The organism is Acinetobacter sp. CY79, from assembly GCF_059515845.1.
The window spans coordinates 1-18,237 of the sequence record NZ_JCAKMY010000016.1 but is presented as its reverse complement, the minus strand read 5'-3'; the positions used below and the strand labels follow the sequence as shown (position 1 = coordinate 18,237).

The window sequence follows — 18,237 nt, the reverse complement described above, 5'->3', positions numbered from 1 at the left end:
TATGTGTTGCTAGAGAGCAAGGTGAAGTTCTAGCTCAATCACTTAAATTGAAGTATTCAAAGTATGCTTCACCTGTTCTTGAATGGTGGTGCTTTTACGTCCAATCAATTGCTCTAAGTCATGTCGATCGCTAAACATTGCACCAGTCTGTGTTTGTACATCGGCATCAACAATGACATCAACGAGTCCTGTTGGTAAGCCTGCTTCAATCAATGCTTGATGATATTGTTCAGACGCTAAATTTTGATATTGAACTTTTTTACCAGAGGTGTCGGAAATCACCTGAGCTAACTCACTCAATGTAAATGAGGTAGAACCCGCTAATTCGTAAGTCTTATTTTCGTGGCCTTCACTGGTGAGTGCTGTTGCAGCTGCTTCGGCATAGTCTTTACGCGATGCTGAACTGATTTTTCCATCGTTTGCTGCACCATAGAGCACACCAGATTCGATGGCATGGCTCAAACCTGCAAGATAGTTTTCTGTGTACCAGTTATTTCTTAAAAAGGTATAATCTGAACCGCTTGCTTTAATGAGTGCTTCGGTTTCACGATGCTCTTGAGAAAGTCCAAGAGGTGAAGTATCTGCATTTAATAAACTGGTATAAGCAATATAAGGGACTTGGCTTTGTTGCGCCGCTTTAATCACTGCTTGATGTTGAGGTGTACGTCGCCCAACTTCATTTGCAGAAATGAGTAATAATTTATCAATACCTTCTAAAGCAGGTGCAAGTGTTTTAGCATCATCATAATCAAAATGACGGACTTCAATCCCTTGATCTTTTAAGTTCTGTGCCTTGATTGGATCGCGTACTAAAGCAACGATATTTTGCGGATTGGTTTTAGCCAAAAGTGTTTGAATCACGTGTTGACCTAATTGACCTGTAGCGCCAGTAATTGCAATTTTCATTCTATTCTCCACTGTTCTTGATTAATTAATCGACTTGATGGAATAAGCATAATCTGTTAACTTACTAAATGTAAGTACGTACCAAAAAGTAAGTATTCAATAATTTTGTTAAGGTGTGTCATGGTTAGTCAGTATGGTCAAAGCGAATTAGTTGGGCAGGTGCTATCAAATGCATGTCCATCTCGTGAAATATTGGAGCACCTCACCACAAAGTGGTCGGTACTTGTCTTGAGATGTTTGAGTGAAGGCGTGCATCGTTTTAGCGAGTTGAAACAGCGCATAGAAGGTATCAGTGAAAAAATGTTGGCGCAGACGCTTAAAACCTTGGAAAGTGATGGATTTGTGATTCGAACGGTTTATCCTGTTGTACCACCAAAAGTTGAATATCAACTCACGATCATGGGCTCTCAAGCATCGAATAAAATGACGGAATTGGTGGGTTGGATTGAACGAAATTTGCCTGAGATTTTAGAAAATAAAGACGCACTACAAGGTCGGAGGTAAATTGTTATTCTATGTCTTGATATTTGTGATTAAAAAATGCCTCACTTAACCCGAATAAATCAAAACTAATGTAATTGTTATGAACCTAATTGTTAAAGAGAAATATGCTGATGGAGTTATTTCTCTTTCACTTGAAATCATTGTAAGGCTACTTTTTCGGCATCCATTTAAAATCTAAACGATCAATCAGTAAAATTCCAATCGCGAAAATCAAACCAAGTGTTACACAGCCAATCCATTGCCAATGTTCCCATGCATAAACAGCACCCAGCGAGCCTAAGGCAGCACCTGAGAAATAGATGGTCATATAAACTGCATTGATACGAGATCTGGCTTTAGCATCAAGGCGATAAACTAGGTTTTGATTCAGCACATGAAAAGCCGTTAATCCAAAATAACTCATCAAAACACCAATGGCATAAATCCAAATATTTTGCTGAGCGAAAAATAAAGGAATGCAAGATAACAGCATCAGTGAAATACAAAGCTTAGCAACGAAATTCTCTTTGCCTCGTCCAACGGTTTTACCTGACCAACTTGAAGAATAAATGCCAATAATGCCGAGTAAACCAAACAGGCCAATTTCAAAATCATTAAAAAAATATGGTGCTGAACCCAATACAAAGGTCATTGAGGTAAAAACCATGGATAAAACACCAAAACCGAGTGCGCCCGCACAGGCTCGACGAATTAAATGTGGATTATGGCGTGCAAGAGTAAAGAGTGATTGGTAAATGCTGGAAATATTTAAGTTTGGCTGTGCTTGAGTATTAGGCAGTTTTCGCCACATCAGTATTGCGAATAATAAGGTAATGACCCCGCTACTCAAATACACACCTTGCCATGACCAATAGGTTGAGACAAAGCCAGCAAATGTGCGGGATAAAATAATTCCCAGCACCAAGCCGCTCATCAGCTTTCCAACGATTGCAGCGCTTGATTCAGGTGGGCTAATGGACGATGACGATGCGAATGGAATCAGGACTTGTGCAGAAATTGCCCCAAACGTTGCACAAAGGGTAAAAATATACAGGCTTGATAGAGTTGAACTGAATGACAGGAGAATTTGAGATATTCCAGCAAACACCATTAAGCTCACAATAAGTTTACGTTTATTGAGTAAATCTCCTAAGGGCACTAAGAGCAATAGCCCTAAGCCGTACCCAATTTGAGCAATCACAACAGCAAAACCCGCTTGGCTAGACGTAATATTTAAACTTTTTGCAATCGAGTAAATCAACGGCTGATTAAAATAGGCTGATCCAGCACAAAGCCCACAAGCCACTGACATGAGTAAGACAAATTGTGAGGACAATGCAGAGGGCTGTGTAGTCGAGGAGTTCCGTTCCATTTTGATCATCTTGACTAAATATTGGGTTGCTTACTATAGGTAGTCCAATGTGAATTAAGAAATAACTAAAAACACTGAGATAAACGCTAAAATCTATAGGTTTGGAGAATAGAATAAATATGAGTGATGGATTTTTACACGATTCCTTCATCTTTGAAAGAAATATTCAAAAAGTGGATGTGCTTTATGGAATAGTCAGTAAATATAGTCGAGAAATTCTTTAAAATATGGCAGAATATGCGGTTTTAAAGTATTTAGAGGATTGGCAGCATGCGCTTTGTTGATGAAGCAGTCATTACCGTAGAGGCTGGCGACGGTGGCAATGGCGTAGCCAGTTTTCGCCGTGAAAAATTCGTACCATTTGGTGGTCCAGATGGTGGTGATGGTGGACGTGGCGGTAACGTATTTGTTCAAGCCGACGAAAACACAAGCACTCTTGTAGATTATCGTTATACCCGTCGTTTTCGTGCGGAACGCGCTAAAAATGGTCGTGGAGCGAACTGTTCAGGTCGTGGCGGTGATGACACCGTGTTATTGGTTCCAGTGGGAACAACCATTGTAGACACAGAGTCTGGCGATATCATTGGTGATCTAGTGACAGCTGGTCAGCGTGTCATGGTTGCCGCTGGTGGTGAAGGTGGTTTAGGGAATACTCACTTTAAATCATCGACCAACCGTTCACCGCGTAAATGTACCCATGGTACAAAAGGTGAATTCCGTGAAATTCGCTTAGAACTCAAAGTTCTTGCGGACGTTGGTTTGTTGGGTATGCCGAATGCAGGTAAATCAACATTTATTCGTGCTGTTTCAGCTGCAAAACCAAAAGTGGCAGACTATCCATTTACAACCATGGTGCCTAACTTAGGTGTGGTTGATGCAGATAGCCATCGTTCATTTGTCATGGCGGATATTCCAGGACTGATCGAAGGTGCTTCGGATGGAGCAGGTTTAGGTATTCGCTTCCTCAAGCATTTGGCGCGTACGCGTATCTTGCTTCATATCGTTGATGTTCAACCGATTGATGGTTCAGACCCAGCGTATAATGCAAAAGCAATTTTAGCTGAACTGAATAAATTCTCTCCGACATTATCCAAACTTCCGATTGTATTGGTGTTGAACAAAGTTGATCAGTTAGAAGAAGCGACGCGTGAAGAATGGTGTCAACATCTTTTGACTGAAATGCAATGGGAAGGTCCAGTATTCCGTACTTCAGGTTTAATGTCTGAAGGCACGAAAGAAGTTGTGTATTACTTGATGGATCAAATCGAACAACAACGTGAACGTGAAGTTGAAGATCCTGAATATGCAGCAGAAATGAAAGCGTTCCGTGATCAGCTCGAAGCTGAGACGCGTGAACAAACGATTGCTGCAAAAGAAGCTTATCGTGAAATGCGTCGTCAACAACGTCTTGCAGGAATGCTAGAAGAAGATGATGTTGATGAAGATGAAGACGGCGAAGATGAAGCAGAATCGTATTACGTACGATAATCTCTAAAAGAGTCTGAGGACAAAATGATCGAAGTGGTAGATGGACAGCGGCAGCTCAAGGCTTGCAAACGTATCGTTGTTAAAATCGGATCTTCTTTACTCACAGCAAATGGAAAAGGTTTAGATATTGCAGCGATTTCGCATTGGGCGAAGCAAATTGCAGATCTTCACAATGCAGGACATGAGATTATTCTCGTGTCTTCAGGTGCTGTGGCTGAAGGGATGGTTCGCATGAAACTTGAGCATCGACCCACCGATCTACCCAGTCTTCAGGCGTGTGCAGCTATTGGTCAAATGGGATTGATTCACACTTGGTCGAGTGTTTTGGAAAAGCATTCCATACAAACGGCTCAAGTATTATTGACCCATGATGATTTGGCTGATCGTCGACGTTATTTAAACTCTTGCGATGCACTTCAAAATCTTATTGATTGGAAAGTGATACCGGTTATCAATGAAAATGACACTGTTTCGACAGATGAAATTCGTTTTGGTGACAATGACACGCTTGCTGCGATGGTTGCTGGTCAGGTTCATGCAGACTTATTGATTATCCTCACGGATCAAGAAGGTATGTTTGACTCTGATCCACGTTCAAACCCGAATGCCAAATTATTCTCAACCGTTCGTGCGCTTGATGAAAGTCTATTTGATATGGCGGGTGGTGGTGGTAAATTCGGTCGAGGTGGTATGCTCACTAAGGTTCGTGCTGCTCGTTTAGCTGCAAAATCAGGTTGTCCAACACTGATTGCAAGTGGTGATAGTGATCACGTACTTTCACGGTTAATGGCGGGTGAAATGCTTGGTACATTGTTCATTACTGACAATGACCGTATCACAGCGCATCAGCAGTGGTTAGCCGCGCATTTACAAACAGCTGGACGATTAATTCTTGACGATGGTGCAGTGAAAGCCATTAAAGAAAATCATCGGAGCTTATTGCCTGTTGGTGTGAAAGCAGTTGAAGGACATTTCGAACGTGGTGATGTGGTTGAATGTGTCGATCAACAAGGTGGACGTGTTGCCGTTGGTCGTGTCAACTTTAGTTCTCGTTCGGCGGATATTGTGAAAGGTCTGCCTTCTGATAAAGTTCATCAGGTATTGGGTGAAGCGCGTTCATTAGAAATGATCCACCGCAATCATATGGCGATTTACTAATTTTATTGATTAAGAAGATTGATTTGTTTTGATTAAAAAAGCTCGCTTAGGCGAGCTTTTTTAATGGTTGAATGATAGGGAGAATCTGATCTTTACCGACCATATAAGTATAGTCAGCCAGACTAAACATCTCTAAATCTTCGTGTGAGTTGCCATAAGCATAAATAGCCTCATATTGATCAAGATGATAATGTTCTAAGACACGAATTTTCTTCTGTTCGCGACTACAGTCAGGTGTTGAAAATAAGCCTGTAAATACGCCATCTTTAACTTCAGCTTCGGTACAGATTAAATTTACACCAAGTAGCTCTGCGATGTCCTTTAAATATAAATCAACAGATGCGGAGACAATCACGACATCATCGTTATTATGTTTATGTTTTAACAGTTGCCGATAGATTTGTTGATCTAAGCTATTACGAAGTTGATGCGAATATTCTAGTGCTAAATCAAGTAATTGTTGCGTTGGCATATCTGCGAACATGGCTTTAAACAAACGAGGGCGCATCGAATCAGCAGGATATATATTCAAGAAATACGCTTGAATCCAAGGCAAAATTTTGATGCCTTGTTTCACAATATGTCTTTTCTTTAAAGCGTAAAAAATGAAACCCGTGAAGCTATCTTTGCAACACAAAGTCCCATCAAAATCAAACAAGGCTAAGTTTTTATTCTTTGCGCTTTCTGCATACATGTTTGATATCTTCCATTTACACGAGTTGCAAACCAATTGGTATTATAATCACGACTTAGCTTTGGTCCTGAAATCACAACTTCAGGCATGATCGCATAAAAATCCTTTTTCTTAGTGTCCTTTAGATATAACTCTTTAACTGCTTTATAGGTCGCTGTTTCTTCAAATTCATCGTCTTTTTCATGTTTTAAATCTGAGCGAATTTGCTTTGGTGTAATTAAAACATTATGCGCTGCGAAAAGATTGATCAGTTCACGCTCAGATGAACTTTTTTCTGGTCTTGGATTGCCATTCTTCCCATACAGTAATAAATCGCCATCTAATGTCAGTTCGGTTTTAGTGAGTGAATTAATCTTGCTTTGGAAGGCTGCATTACGACTTGAATAACGTCCTGAGTTATAGTCCGCAAAACGATATAATGGCTTATCATAATCAGCTGGGTACATCATTAAGCGATGGATACCATAATATAATCCGCCATAGCGGGTATACATATCTGTCCGAAGCTCAGCAATACTCCCACTTTGACGTTTATGTTCTTTGGCATAGCTGATATGAACTTGCATTGAACCTAAAGTTGTAATCGGATTGAGTTTTTCACCGATATCTTGACCGACAAGCTTGGCAGCACCTGTCAGCGCACTCACGTGATAATGTTTTGCCATATAGGCAAAAATTTCACGATAAAGCTCATCTAGCTCTTTTTCAGTCTTTACCTTTGCCATTTGTTTCAAATAGTTATTTTCTGGCGTAGGTTGGTTTTTTAAAACATCTTGGAAATAGTTGGCAACAGTGCCACCAATATTCTCTCCAAGTTTATCTTTAAATTTCTCATCAAAGCGATCTTGAACTTCTTTTACCGCCTTTTGACCCAGACCGGGTACGGTAGGGTTGGCTACGAAATTCGATTCCTGATCGACGACAGCGACAATGGTGCAGACATTTTCTTTATTTTGTGGAATACCCAATTGTTCGGTGATATCGAAAATATCCTTCGCCCATAAATCACGCTCACTGACGCGAGTGGGGATCACTTTTGTGATTTGTTCAATATTTAAGTGCTTTTCTTCATCATCCCACCAAGAACCATTGCCACATCCAGTCAACAAGAGACTTGTCGATAAAAGCGCAATCGCGTGAACAATAGGTGAAGGGTGAAAACTTTTTTTCATAGCGTAAAACACGTTCATAAATGGGTGAGCCGAAAAGGCGGATGGAGTATACTATGGCAGTCAAAAAATGTATGAATATATATGTATATTGGTCCGTATCAACTGTCAAATAATTTAATTGTTGCTCCTATGGCAGGAGTTACTGATCGTCCGTTTAGAACCTTGTGCAAATACTTTGGTGCGGGGCATGCGGTCAGTGAAATGATGACGTCTGATCAGACTTTACGAATGAGTAAAAAGAGTTTGTATCGGGCCAACTTTGAGGGTGAGTTGGCACCCATTTCAGCACAAATTGCAGGATCTGAACCTGAAGAGCTTGCTCAAGCTGCACGGTATCAAGTATCAAATGGTGCTCAAATTGTTGATATCAATATGGGCTGTCCAGCAAAAAAAGTATGCAGTAAATTGGCAGGCTCTGCATTATTAAAAGATGAAGATTTAGTTGCACGAATTTTAGATGCTGTGGTCGCTGCCGTAGATGTGCCTGTCACTTTAAAGACCCGATTGGGTTATTTGAATGGTCAAGAAAATATCATCCGTGTGGCTAAGCGTGCTGAAGAAGCGGGAATTGCTGCATTGGCACTGCATGGTCGTACTCGTGAAGATATGTATTTAAATACAGCACGTTATAGCCTGATTAAAGAAGTGAAGTCTCTCATTGATATTCCTGTGATTGCCAATGGTGATATTGATAGCCCTGAAAAAGCCAAATATGTATTGGACTACACAGGTGCAGATGCAGTCATGATTGGTCGTGCAGCTCAAGGTCGACCTTGGATTTTTAGAGAAATTGCCCATTATTTGAAAACAGGTGAGCATTTAGACGCACCTTCAATTCAAGAGGTGAAAGATGTTCTTTTAGGACACCTTTCAGAACTTTATGAATTTTATGGTGAATACTCAGGTTGTCGAATCGCGCGTAAACATATTGCTTGGTATACGCGAGGACTCCATTCAAGTAATGAGTTTCGTCAATCGATGTACAAAGTTGAAAGTACTGTTGATCAAGCCAAAGTTGTAGAAAATTATTTCAACTTGCTACTGGATCAAGGCAGTAACATGAATGATGTTCAAGTTGAAAAGTTAAATTTATTAGAGGTTTAATTTTCTATAAAATCTTTATGAGAATTGATTTGTTTGAACGAAATTAAATTCCCATTTTGAATAAATGATGTGTATCTTTAATCAAAATGGGTAATTGCATTTAATTTGAAATTAATCGTACTGATTCATTTCTAAGACCAATTGATTCATCAAGTCTTGTGCTTCTATTTCACGAATCTGACACACATTTGAACCTGCCCAAAATGCGCCAAATTCAGTGTTTTTTGCCTTTATTGCCGCTGTATTCAGCTGTTTCCCTAAATCATAAGCATATGGATAGGGTGCTACATTGACCCGTTCAGGTAGATCAACCAGTCTCATCCAGTCATTTAAAATTCCACGCGCGGGTCGTCCACTAATGCTTGATGTTATTTGTGTAATTGGGTGGTCGAATAGGGCTTTACGATACGCTGCATTGGCACTTGATGATTTACATTGTACAAAAGCGGTTCCCATTTGAACTGCAGCAGCACCCAAACTTAAGAAATATTGAGCTTGAAAACCATTCATAATGCCACCAGCTGCGATAATAGGGCATTGACAATGTGATGTGAGCAAGCGAACTAAATCGGCAGTTTTAATGCTACTGTCAATATTCTGATTGAATATCCCACGATGTCCACCTGCCTCAATGCCTTGAGCAATAATAAAATCAATACCCGCAGCTTCAATCGCTAAAGCTTCAGCTAAGTTAGTTGCTGAAATCATCGTGATAATTCCAGCATTTTTTAAGGATTGAATTTGATGTGCTTTGGGAATACCAAAATGAAAGCTGACAGCTTTAGGTTGTGTTTCCAAAACTAAATTTAAAAAATCATCATGATCAGTAAAACTTGGATAGATACAGTCTAATTTTTGAGGCGGATTAGCATCATATTTTTTGAATAACGGTTTCAGGTGATCGATCCAAATCTGATTTTGTGTTTCGTTTGGAGTCACTGATTCATGACAAAAGAAATTGAGTTGAAAGGGTTGATCCGTTAATGTCTGTGTTTCTAAAATTTGCTGACGAGCAGACTCAACACTGGCAGCACCTAGACCAAGTGACCCAAGTCCTCCTTGATTAGAGACTTCCGCTGCTAAAGTCGGTGTGGAGACACCTGCCATAGGGGCTAAAAAAATAGGATGTTTGATACCAAGTATTTCTAAAACAGACATAAGGGCGCTCCTTGTTTTAGTCAATTTGCCTAAGCTTGGATGACTAAGCAAATTATTTTCATTATTTTATTCATAAATGGATCATCTATTTTTATTTTGAGTGATTCAGATCTTTCAACTAAAAACTTTTTATTGACCTTCATGAAATCTAAATTCAAAAAATAATACGACAGCATATGTCGTGTTATTGATGACCGACATCTAAGAAAAGCTTAAACCTTTTATAATAGTTTGGTTACTCCTTACAGAGATGTGCTTCATGTCAGATCGTATCCGTGAAAAACTTCAAATTTTAGCTGATGCTGCAAAGTATGATGTTTCGTGCTCATCGAGTGGTAGTAATCGTAAGAATAAAGATAAAGGTCTAGGCAATACAGGATCAGGCATCTGTCACAGTTACACTGAAGATGGTCGTTGTGTTTCGTTGCTTAAAATTCTTTTTTCAAATGTGTGTATTTTTGATTGCTCTTATTGTGTTTCTCGTCGTTCCAATGATATTCAGCGTGCTGCTTTTACGGTTCAAGAAGTGGTCGATTTAACGATTAACTTTTATCGACGTAATTATATAGAAGGGCTATTCCTAAGCTCAGGGATTTTTAAATCAGCCGATTTTACGATGGAGCGCATGCTTCAAGTGGTGAAAAAGCTACGTCTTGAAGAGAATTTTAATGGCTATATCCATTTAAAAACTATTCCAGGTGCTTCTCAGGAAATTATTCATGAAGCCGGTTTGTATGTAGACCGTATGAGTATTAATCTGGAAATGCCGACAGAAGTGGGGTTGGTTAAATTTGCGCCAGAAAAATCGCATGCAGAAGTTCAAAAAGATTTGGGCATTGTGCGAGATCGTTTGATTCAGTTTAAAGATGAACGAAAATTGATTAAATCTGTGCCTAAGTTTGTGCCTGCGGGGCAAACCACGCAAATGGTGGTTGGTGCAGACAACGAGACCGATCAGGATGTGATCCTGATGGCAGATCTTCACTATAAAGAGTTTAAGCTAAAGCGTGTCTATTACTCAGGTTATATTCCAATTAATACAGAGGAAAAAGCTTTGCCTGCTGTGGGTACAGCGCCCCCATTGTTGCGTGAAAATCGACTTTATCAATCAGATTGGCTTATGCGTTTTTATGGTTTTGAAGCCAATGAAATTGTCAATAATCAACATCCAAATTTGGATTTAGAGGTAGACCCTAAACTCAGTTGGGCTTTGAGAAATCCTGAGCAATTTCCAGTTGACATCAACAAAGCAGATTATCGAATGATCTTACGTGTACCGGGTATTGGTGTACGTTCTGCGAAGAAAATTGTGAGTGCGCGTCGTTTTGGTCAGATTCATATTGATCAATTAAAACGAATGGGCGTTGCATACAATCGAGCACAACATTTTATTCGTTGTGCAGATACACCTCAGTTCATTAAAGATTTAATGCCAAGTCAAATTCGTCATCAAATATTACAGGCTGGGCAATCTAAATACACGTCGCAACTTTCGCCGCAACTCGGCTTTGGCTTTTAACTTGAATTTAAGTGGGCTGGATTGGTGATGGCACGTTATGTTTTTGATGGAACGATGACCGGATTACTGAGTTGTGTATATCGGGCTTTTCAATTTAAAGAGTTTGAAGTTACTGTTTTTTCGAATGCGCATACTTCAGAGCAAGATTCGAGTTTAATTCAATCAGGTTTATTTGATGAATTTGTACATGTGGAATCGAATGAAGAGTATGCACAACGGGTGTGGCAAGGTTTAAAACAAAAAGTTTCTGAAAATGGTATACGCAATTTTTATTACTCATTTTTATCAGAACAACAAGTCGCATTTCAGCATTTATTTAACTTTAGTATCTATGTTTTTCAATCCTCTAAACCTGTAGATCGAGACTATGGTCATCGAGATGTTTTAGGTATTGCGCAGTGGGCGAAGCAAGTGGGGCGAGAAAAGCATCGCATGGAAGCCTTTGTTCGTTTTAAAAAATGTAAAGATGGATTATTCCTGAGTTTGGTTCGACCAGATTTTAATGTGCTCCCATTGATTGAACGGCATTTTAAAAGTCGCTATCAAGATCAGCAATGGTTAATTTATGATGAAGCTCGTCAGTTTGGGATTTATTATGATCTTAAAAAAGTACACCAAGTTCAGATGAATGCACATGCAATAGATACTCATTTAAAGATTGGGATGAGCCAAAGTTTTAGTATCGAACTGGATGATGAAGAGGTTTTATATGATCAGCTTTGGAAAGATTATTTTAGAAGCGTCAATATTGAAGCCCGTAAGAATGCCAAACTTCATATTCAATATGTGCCGAAGCGATATTGGCGTTATATGAATGAAAAAACTGTTTAATTTATTGATTTTTAATATATTCATGTTTATATTTTAATCTTTTAAGGGGGCTTGTATGATTAAAATTATTCTTGTATTAACGGCTTTATTCTCGGTGTCAACAACATTTGCTCATAGTGGCGGTACGGATAAAAATGGTTGCCATCTTGAATCAGCAACAGGGACGCGACATTGTCACTAAGTCATATTCAATCAACATAAAAAGCCTGTATGAAACAGGCTTTTTATGTTGAAATAGTGCGAAATCTTAACTTCTTACTGGATTAACAAGATGTTAATTTCTCAGGTTGTGTTTTTTCATTTGGAAAGAAAATAGGACGTAATTTAACGCCAACAGCATTACCTATAAATGCAAAAATCAACCATAGCCAACCGTGTAAGCTCCCTGATGCGATACCGCTAAAATAAGCACCGATATTACAACCATATGCTAAACGAGCGCCGTAACCAAGCATCAGCCCACCGATAATGGCTGCAATAATAGAGCGTTTAGGAATATTTAAGTTGGGTGCGAACTTTCCAGCTAAGCTCGCTGCAAGAAGTGCACCTAACATGATTCCAAAGTTCATCATCGAAGTAATATCGAACCATAAAGATTCTGCTAGGGCTTTGGCATTACTTGGTTTTGCCAATAATCCCAAGCAGCAACATCGACACCGACCAAACTTACGGCTTTAGCCCCCCAAACAGCCAGTGCAGAAGTCACACCCCATGGTCGACCTGCTAAAGCTAAAGTCGCAAAGTTAAGTAGAGTCAAAATAATTCCACCCCAAATCAAAGGCCAAGGACCACGAATGAAACGTTTCCAACCTTGTTCTGAAGCTTGAGTTTCTATTTCAAGACTACCGTGACGTTTCTTTTCCATCACAACAGTGATCAATGCGATGACCGCAAATAAAACAAAATTCACAATCAAGGCAGGCACTACACCGAGTTGCTCAACAACAGATATCGGTGCTAAATGCGGGAGATCAAACCACCAATCTAAATGTGATGTTGCGATCACCGATCCGAGACAGAAGAAGATGAGCGTCACGATCATACGTGAACTACCACCACCCACTGTATAAAGCGTACCCGATGCGCAACCACCGCCCAGTTGCATACCGATCCCAAAGATAAAAGCACCAATGGCCACAGACATAGAAACTGGGTTTACATTACCTTTAACGGGATTGCCAAATAATTCTCCTGCACCCAATGCAGGAAAGAATAAAAGTACAGCTAAACCTAACATGATCATTTGAGCACGTAAGCCACGTCCACGACGTTCTTTTATAAAGACACGCCAACTTGATGTAAAACCAAAGGATGCATGGTACAAGGTCATACCCAGCGCGCCACCGATCAAGAAAAGTAAAGCTTGATTTAAGCCCACGAACTGATAAGCACCAATGGTCCCTGCGATAATCAAAAGTGTAGCAACCCAAATCGATGATTGAGATCGATTTGAACTAGAAGTCATAATGGACATAAAAGGAGAAGTGAAATTAAAAAAGTAATTTTAACGCAAATTCGAATTTTAGGGTCTTTGAATCGCATAGAATTTCAGAAGGATAATACAGGCTATGTGAACTATATCTATTTATATTTTATAACGATTAAACAATATTTTTTTTATTGTTATGAGTAGTTGTCGTTATATTCATATTGCTAAAAATTAAAAAAATAATCATAGATTGTAAGCTGTGAGACGCTTGGCTTAAAACTCTGTCATAGCTAAAAAGACTTATAATAAAAATTAGATCTAGATTTTTCGGAATATGTATATATTATTTTTAGTGATTTAGGGAAAAATACATATCAAAATAGGACATTCTTATTAGACTAAAGGTTTAGTCATTTGATTTTTATTGCCAATTTTTTTTATTTAGAATTGCCAACCTAAGTTTTACTTATACTTTAAACATATTTGATGATGACACTGTTGTTATAAGTCGAAAGTTTAATTCTTATTATTTGATTTCATAAAAGGTTCTTCTATGGATATTCAAGTTGATGAGCAATCTCAACCACCCAAGAAGCAAAAATTTTACCAAATTCTTTATGTGCAAGTTATTTTTGCCATCATAGCGGGTGTATTGCTGGGTCACTTTATGCCAGAGTTTGGCGAGAGTCTAAAACCTCTAGGTGATGCTTTTATTAAGATCGTGAAAATGATCATTGCACCTGTGATTTTCTTAACAGTGGCTACTGGTATTGCTGGCATGACCAACATGGGGGCTGTAGGTCGTGTGACGGCAAGGGCGATGATTTACTTCTTGTTCTTCTCATCACTTGCGTTGGTTGTCGGTATGATCGTCGCTAACATTATTCAACCAGGTAAAGGTCTGAACATTGATCCTGCACTGCTTGAAGGTGATAAAGTCGCGACTTATGTTGAAAAAGCACATGATGCGTCAATTGTCGATTTCCTGTTGAATATCATTCCAAAGACTTTAATTAGTCCATTTGTCAGTGGTGATATTCTTCAAGTCTTGTTTGTTGCAGTGCTTTTTGGTTTGGCTGTTGCTGCAGTGGGCGAGAAAGGGAAACCGATTACCGACTTTATGAACAGTTTAACTGCTCCAGTATTCCATCTTGTCGGTATGCTCATGAAACTTGCACCAATTGGTGCGTTCGGTGCAATGGCATATACAATCGGTGCATTTGGTATCTCAAGTATTGGTAACTTATTACTTTTAATTGCGACTTTCTATATTACCTCTTTGCTCTTTATCTTGGTGATTTTAGGTGCAGTAGCACGTTATAACGGATTCTCAATTTTAGATTTGATTCGTTATATCAAAGATGAATTATGGTTAGTATTGGGTACAAGTTCTTCAGAAGCTGCATTGCCATCTTTGATGGATAAGATGGAAAAAGCGGGTTGTGAAAAATCTGTGGTCGGTTTAGTGATTCCGACAGGTTACTCGTTCAACTTAGATGGTACAAACATCTATATGACGATGGCTGCTTTATTCATCGCACAAGCGTGTAATATTGATTTGACGATTTGGCAACAAATCACCATTTTATTGGTTGCCATGATTAGCTCGAAAGGTGCTGCAGGTGTGACAGGGGCAGGCTTTATTACTTTGGCTGCAACACTATCCGTTATTCCAGCTCTTCCTGTTGCTGGTATGGCATTGATTCTCGGTATTGACCGTTTTATGTCTGAATGCCGTGCACTGACCAACTTAGTGGGTAATGCTTGTGCGGCGATTGTTGTTGCACGTTGGGATGGGGCATTAGACAAAGAACAGCTTGATGCTGCTTTGAAAAAACCTGAATCAGTTTAATTGGTTTAGTCTTTTATCGATCAAATCAAATTGCTAAAAAAAGAGCCTTCATTGAGGCTCTTTTTTTTAATTTAGATTCATTGAATTCACATTGGACTGATATCAAATAGTGAACCAATCCATGTAGAGCAGAGCATAGCGATGATTCCCCAGAGCGTGACCCTTAAACTGCCTTTGAGTATGGAGGTTCCTGCAAAATAACTAGATATTGCACCAAGCAGCATCAGCGATAAAATGCAGACAATCATAATCACCATTTGGATATTTTGTTCCGAGCTCAGCCATATGGAAATAAGCGGGAAGAATGCACCCAATGAGAATGATAAAGCTGAAGAAAAAGCGGCTTGGAGTGGTTTTGCCGAAGTAATATCGTTAATGCCAATCTCATCTCTTGCATGAGCATCCAAAGCATTATGCTTAGAAAGTTGAACGGCAACCTGATGTGCAAGCTCAGGAGTAAGTCCTCTGTTGATATAAATATGAGTCAGTTCTTTAAGTTCTAGTTCTGCATTGTGCTTCAGTTCATGAGCTTCGAATTTCAAATCAGCTTCTTCGATATCTGATTGTGATTGAACAGAAATATATTCGCCTGCAGCCATTGAAATCGCGCCTGAGATTAATCCAGCAACACAAGTAATTAAGAGGGTGTTGGATGAAGCTCCACTGGCTGCCATCCCTAAAACAAGGCTAGTGACCGAAATAATGCCATCGTTCGCACCCAATACTGATGCTCTTAACCAGCCAGCACGATGCATATAATGTTGTTCGGCATGATGAGAATGTGACATAGGTAAATATTATTGGAGGGAATTGAACATAACATATTCAATTTATAGCTCATTTAGCAATCTATAATGCAAACTTTAATGAAAAAAATAGCCTCTAATTTAGAGGCTATTTTTAACTCAAAATACCATGAAATATTAGTTTTGAGCTTTTTCTTTTACATTGGCAGCACCTTGTTCAACTGCAGCAGCAGCTTCAGCGGTTGCATTTTTAGTTGCATCTACAGTTGTATCAGCAGCATTTGCAGTAGCAGTAGCCGCATGATCGGCAGCATTTGCAGTTGCATCAGCTGCATTATCTACAGCAGTTGCAGTTGCGTTTGCAGCGTTCGCTGTTGCATCTTGAATATCAGCGCCAGCTTGATTTGCTGCATTTTCTAAATGTTCACCCGTTGTTGCGCCTGTTTCTGGGGCTTTCTCTTTATTACAACCAACCAAAGCAACAGTAGCAGCAAGACCTAAAGCAACAAGTAATTTATTCATTTTTTGTACCTTTATATCAGTATTATTTTGATCCAAAATTTTGGATGAAGTTAATATATACAAATTTTATAGGAAGTATGATTAAAAATTGTAAATGAATGAATACGTTAAATTAAAAAACCGATACATCTACAAAGATGTATCGGTCTAATGATTTACTCAAAAATCTTAAGATTACTGCCCAGAACGGATCATATAATCAAAAGCAGACAGAGACGCTTTTGCACCTTCACCCGTTGCAATGATAATTTGCTTGTAAGGAACAGTGGTACAGTCACCCGCAGCAAACACACCCTTCACATTGGTTTCGTTGCGCTCGTTAATGATGATCTCACCACGATTGCTTAACTCAACCTTCGAGTCTTTTAAGAAATCCGTGTTTGGCAACAAACCAATTTGAACGAAGATCCCGGCAAGCTCTACAGTGTGTTCAACATCTGTGGTACGGTCTTTGTATTTCAATGCTGTCACTTGTTTGCCATCACCGACCACTTCTGTTGATAAGGCATTTTTGATCACAGTAGTGTTTGGTAAGCTGTTTAACTTGTCTTGAAGCACTTGATCCGCACGTAGCTTGGTATCAAACTCAACCAAGGTCACATGCTCCACAATACCTGCAAGGTCAATTGCCGCTTCTACACCAGAGTTGCCCCCACCAATCACCGCAACACGTTTACCTTTGAACAATGGACCATCACAGTGTGGGCAGTACGCTACACCACGAGTACGGTATTCAGCTTCACCCGGTACATTCATCTCTCTCCAACGCGCACCTGTAGACAGGATCACGGTTTTCGATTCAAGTTTTGCACCATTTTCTAAAGTCACTTCAACATTGCCGTACGTGGTTTGATCTGCACCCACAATCGATTTCACTCGTTGTAAGTTCATAATGTCCACACCGTACTCACGGACGTGTGCTTCCATTTCAGCAGCAAACTTCGGACCTTGGGTTTTTTGAACTGACGTGAAGTTCTCAATGTCCATGGTATCCATGACCTGACCGCCCATGCGCTCAGCCACGATCCCAGTACGAATACCTTTACGCGCCGCATAGATGGCTGCGGTATTGCCCGCAGGACCACCACCAATGACGAGTACATCGAAGGCGTCTTTGGCATTTAACTTCTCAGCATCTTTGGTAGCAGAGTTCGTATCTAACTTGGCAATGATTTCTTCCAAAGTCATACGCCCTTGACCGATGTGTGCGCCATCTTGGAACAACATTGGAACGGCCATGATTTTGCGTTCTTCGACTTCGTCTTGGAAGAAAGCACCATCAATCATGGTTGCTGTTGTACCTGGGTTATTGATCGCGATTAAGTTCAAGGCTTGAACCACGTCAGGACAGTTATGGCAGCTGAGTGATACAAACACATCAAAGTTTGATTTAATGCCTAAGTCTTTAATTTGAGCCAACACTTCATCAGAAACTTTTGGGGCATAACCAGACACTTGTAGCAATGCCAAGATCAAAGAGGTGAATTCATGACCCATTGGAAGACCTGCAAAGAATACACGTGGCTCTTCACCTGCTTTTGCAATCCCAAAACTTGGTGCACGGCTGTTTTTACCGTCGAAACGTGCAGTGACTTGATCAGACAATGCTGCGACCTCTTCAACCAGTTCTTTAATTTGGTTGGATTTATCTGTGCCATTTAAGGTTGCCACGATTTCAATTGGGCTTTCAAGGCGTTCAAGAAGTGTTTTGAGTTGTGCTGAAGTATTTTGATCTAACATTGCTAACGTCTCCAAAGGAGTAAATGTTTATTTGATAAATGAATCATAGCCAAATCTTATAAA

16 protein-coding genes and 1 pseudogene are annotated in these 18,237 nt (G+C 39.7%); 8 read left to right on the top strand and 9 right to left on the bottom strand.

Annotated features, from left to right (window positions below; translation table 11 throughout):
- Positions 1-42 precede the first annotated feature (42 nt).
- A complete protein-coding gene (locus tag AC5YCE_RS08230; RefSeq protein ID WP_496171673.1) occupies positions 43-906 on the bottom strand; it encodes an SDR family oxidoreductase in 864 nt (287 codons plus the stop codon).
- Positions 907-1,026: 120 nt separating this feature from the next.
- On the opposite strand from AC5YCE_RS08230, the gene AC5YCE_RS08225 reads away from it, so the two are divergent.
- Entirely contained in the window at positions 1,027-1,410 is a 384-nt protein-coding gene (locus AC5YCE_RS08225; protein WP_496171672.1) for a winged helix-turn-helix transcriptional regulator, read from the top strand.
- Between the two features lie 148 nt (positions 1,411-1,558).
- Here AC5YCE_RS08225 and AC5YCE_RS08220 read toward each other — a convergent pair whose 3' ends face one another.
- On the bottom strand, positions 1,559-2,761 hold the full coding sequence (locus AC5YCE_RS08220) for an MFS transporter (protein WP_496171671.1): 1,203 nt from the start codon (positions 2,759-2,761) through the stop codon (positions 1,559-1,561).
- Between the two features lie 270 nt (positions 2,762-3,031).
- On the opposite strand from AC5YCE_RS08220, the gene cgtA reads away from it, so the two are divergent.
- A complete protein-coding gene (gene cgtA, locus AC5YCE_RS08215) occupies positions 3,032-4,249 on the top strand; it encodes an Obg family GTPase CgtA (RefSeq protein ID WP_496126995.1) in 1,218 nt (405 codons plus the stop codon).
- 24 nt (positions 4,250-4,273) lie between these two features.
- Positions 4,274-5,407: a glutamate 5-kinase gene (proB, locus tag AC5YCE_RS08210; RefSeq protein WP_496126996.1), complete on the top strand. Its 1,134-nt coding sequence runs from the start codon at positions 4,274-4,276 to the stop codon at positions 5,405-5,407.
- Positions 5,408-5,453: 46 nt separating this feature from the next.
- On the opposite strand, the gene AC5YCE_RS08205 is transcribed toward proB, so the two are convergent.
- The gene (locus AC5YCE_RS08205) at positions 5,454-6,101 is read right to left on the bottom strand and encodes an HAD family hydrolase (RefSeq protein WP_496126997.1); all 648 of its coding nucleotides are present in this window, start codon (positions 6,099-6,101) and stop codon (positions 5,454-5,456) included.
- Positions 6,068-7,273: a DUF1615 domain-containing protein gene (locus AC5YCE_RS08200; RefSeq protein WP_496126998.1), complete on the bottom strand. Its 1,206-nt coding sequence runs from the start codon at positions 7,271-7,273 to the stop codon at positions 6,068-6,070. Before AC5YCE_RS08200 ends, AC5YCE_RS08205 begins: the two co-directional genes overlap by 34 nt.
- A gap of 81 nt (positions 7,274-7,354) precedes the next feature.
- Between AC5YCE_RS08200 and dusB the strand changes: the two genes are divergently transcribed.
- Positions 7,355-8,377 (top strand): tRNA dihydrouridine synthase DusB, encoded by a 1,023-nt coding sequence (dusB, locus tag AC5YCE_RS08195; RefSeq protein ID WP_496171670.1) that lies wholly within the window; start codon positions 7,355-7,357, stop codon positions 8,375-8,377.
- 111 nt (positions 8,378-8,488) lie between these two features.
- Here dusB and AC5YCE_RS08190 read toward each other — a convergent pair whose 3' ends face one another.
- Positions 8,489-9,535: an NAD(P)H-dependent flavin oxidoreductase gene (locus AC5YCE_RS08190; RefSeq protein WP_496171669.1), complete on the bottom strand. Its 1,047-nt coding sequence runs from the start codon at positions 9,533-9,535 to the stop codon at positions 8,489-8,491.
- A 259-nt stretch (positions 9,536-9,794) separates the two neighbouring features.
- On the opposite strand from AC5YCE_RS08190, the gene AC5YCE_RS08185 reads away from it, so the two are divergent.
- Genes AC5YCE_RS08185 through AC5YCE_RS08175 form a run of 3 tightly spaced genes read left to right on the top strand, consistent with a single transcriptional unit; the run spans position 9,795 to position 12,066 of the window.
- Positions 9,795-11,054, top strand: a complete 1,260-nt coding sequence (locus tag AC5YCE_RS08185; RefSeq protein ID WP_496171668.1) for a putative DNA modification/repair radical SAM protein — start codon at positions 9,795-9,797, stop codon at positions 11,052-11,054.
- A gap of 27 nt (positions 11,055-11,081) precedes the next feature.
- Complete coding sequence (locus tag AC5YCE_RS08180; protein ID WP_496171667.1) at positions 11,082-11,885, top strand: TIGR03915 family putative DNA repair protein; 804 nt, start codon at positions 11,082-11,084, stop codon at positions 11,883-11,885.
- A gap of 55 nt (positions 11,886-11,940) precedes the next feature.
- Entirely contained in the window at positions 11,941-12,066 is a 126-nt protein-coding gene (locus AC5YCE_RS08175; RefSeq protein WP_496171666.1) for a YHYH domain-containing protein, read from the top strand.
- An 82-nt stretch (positions 12,067-12,148) separates the two neighbouring features.
- Here the strand turns inward: AC5YCE_RS08175 and AC5YCE_RS08170 are convergent.
- Positions 12,149-13,359 (bottom strand): annotated as a pseudogene (locus AC5YCE_RS08170) (YeeE/YedE family protein).
- 508 nt (positions 13,360-13,867) lie between these two features.
- Between AC5YCE_RS08170 and AC5YCE_RS08165 the strand changes: the two are divergent.
- Positions 13,868-15,166, top strand: coding sequence for a dicarboxylate/amino acid:cation symporter (locus AC5YCE_RS08165; RefSeq protein ID WP_496127005.1), 1,299 nt, complete (start codon positions 13,868-13,870; stop codon positions 15,164-15,166).
- Between the two features lie 86 nt (positions 15,167-15,252).
- On the opposite strand, the gene AC5YCE_RS08160 is transcribed toward AC5YCE_RS08165, so the two are convergent.
- The 3 genes from AC5YCE_RS08160 to ahpF form a co-directional block, all read right to left on the bottom strand.
- Positions 15,253-15,954, bottom strand: a complete 702-nt coding sequence (locus AC5YCE_RS08160; protein ID WP_496171665.1) for a VIT1/CCC1 transporter family protein — start codon at positions 15,952-15,954, stop codon at positions 15,253-15,255.
- Positions 15,955-16,089: 135 nt separating this feature from the next.
- Positions 16,090-16,434: a hypothetical protein gene (locus AC5YCE_RS08155; RefSeq protein WP_496127007.1), complete on the bottom strand. Its 345-nt coding sequence runs from the start codon at positions 16,432-16,434 to the stop codon at positions 16,090-16,092.
- A gap of 174 nt (positions 16,435-16,608) precedes the next feature.
- Positions 16,609-18,174: an alkyl hydroperoxide reductase subunit F gene (gene ahpF / locus AC5YCE_RS08150; RefSeq protein WP_496171664.1), complete on the bottom strand. Its 1,566-nt coding sequence runs from the start codon at positions 18,172-18,174 to the stop codon at positions 16,609-16,611.
- Between the last annotated feature and the right edge of the window lie 63 nt (positions 18,175-18,237).

Coding starts and splice junctions, on each gene's coding strand:
- AC5YCE_RS08230 (WP_496171673.1), bottom strand. CDS start 906: ATGAAAATTGCAATTACTGGCGCTACAGGTCAATTAGGTCAACACGTG.
- AC5YCE_RS08225 (WP_496171672.1), top strand. CDS start 1,027: ATGGTTAGTCAGTATGGTCAAAGCGAATTAGTTGGGCAGGTGCTATCA.
- AC5YCE_RS08220 (WP_496171671.1), bottom strand. CDS start 2,761: ATGGAACGGAACTCCTCGACTACACAGCCCTCTGCATTGTCCTCACAA.
- cgtA (WP_496126995.1), top strand. CDS start 3,032: ATGCGCTTTGTTGATGAAGCAGTCATTACCGTAGAGGCTGGCGACGGT.
- proB (WP_496126996.1), top strand. CDS start 4,274: ATGATCGAAGTGGTAGATGGACAGCGGCAGCTCAAGGCTTGCAAACGT.
- AC5YCE_RS08205 (WP_496126997.1), bottom strand. CDS start 6,101: ATGTATGCAGAAAGCGCAAAGAATAAAAACTTAGCCTTGTTTGATTTT.
- AC5YCE_RS08200 (WP_496126998.1), bottom strand. CDS start 7,273: ATGAAAAAAAGTTTTCACCCTTCACCTATTGTTCACGCGATTGCGCTT.
- dusB (WP_496171670.1), top strand. CDS start 7,355: ATGTATATTGGTCCGTATCAACTGTCAAATAATTTAATTGTTGCTCCT.
- AC5YCE_RS08190 (WP_496171669.1), bottom strand. CDS start 9,535: ATGTCTGTTTTAGAAATACTTGGTATCAAACATCCTATTTTTTTAGCC.
- AC5YCE_RS08185 (WP_496171668.1), top strand. CDS start 9,795: ATGTCAGATCGTATCCGTGAAAAACTTCAAATTTTAGCTGATGCTGCA.
- AC5YCE_RS08180 (WP_496171667.1), top strand. CDS start 11,082: ATGGCACGTTATGTTTTTGATGGAACGATGACCGGATTACTGAGTTGT.
- AC5YCE_RS08175 (WP_496171666.1), top strand. CDS start 11,941: ATGATTAAAATTATTCTTGTATTAACGGCTTTATTCTCGGTGTCAACA.
- AC5YCE_RS08165 (WP_496127005.1), top strand. CDS start 13,868: ATGGATATTCAAGTTGATGAGCAATCTCAACCACCCAAGAAGCAAAAA.
- AC5YCE_RS08160 (WP_496171665.1), bottom strand. CDS start 15,954: ATGTCACATTCTCATCATGCCGAACAACATTATATGCATCGTGCTGGC.
- AC5YCE_RS08155 (WP_496127007.1), bottom strand. CDS start 16,434: ATGAATAAATTACTTGTTGCTTTAGGTCTTGCTGCTACTGTTGCTTTG.
- ahpF (WP_496171664.1), bottom strand. CDS start 18,174: ATGTTAGATCAAAATACTTCAGCACAACTCAAAACACTTCTTGAACGC.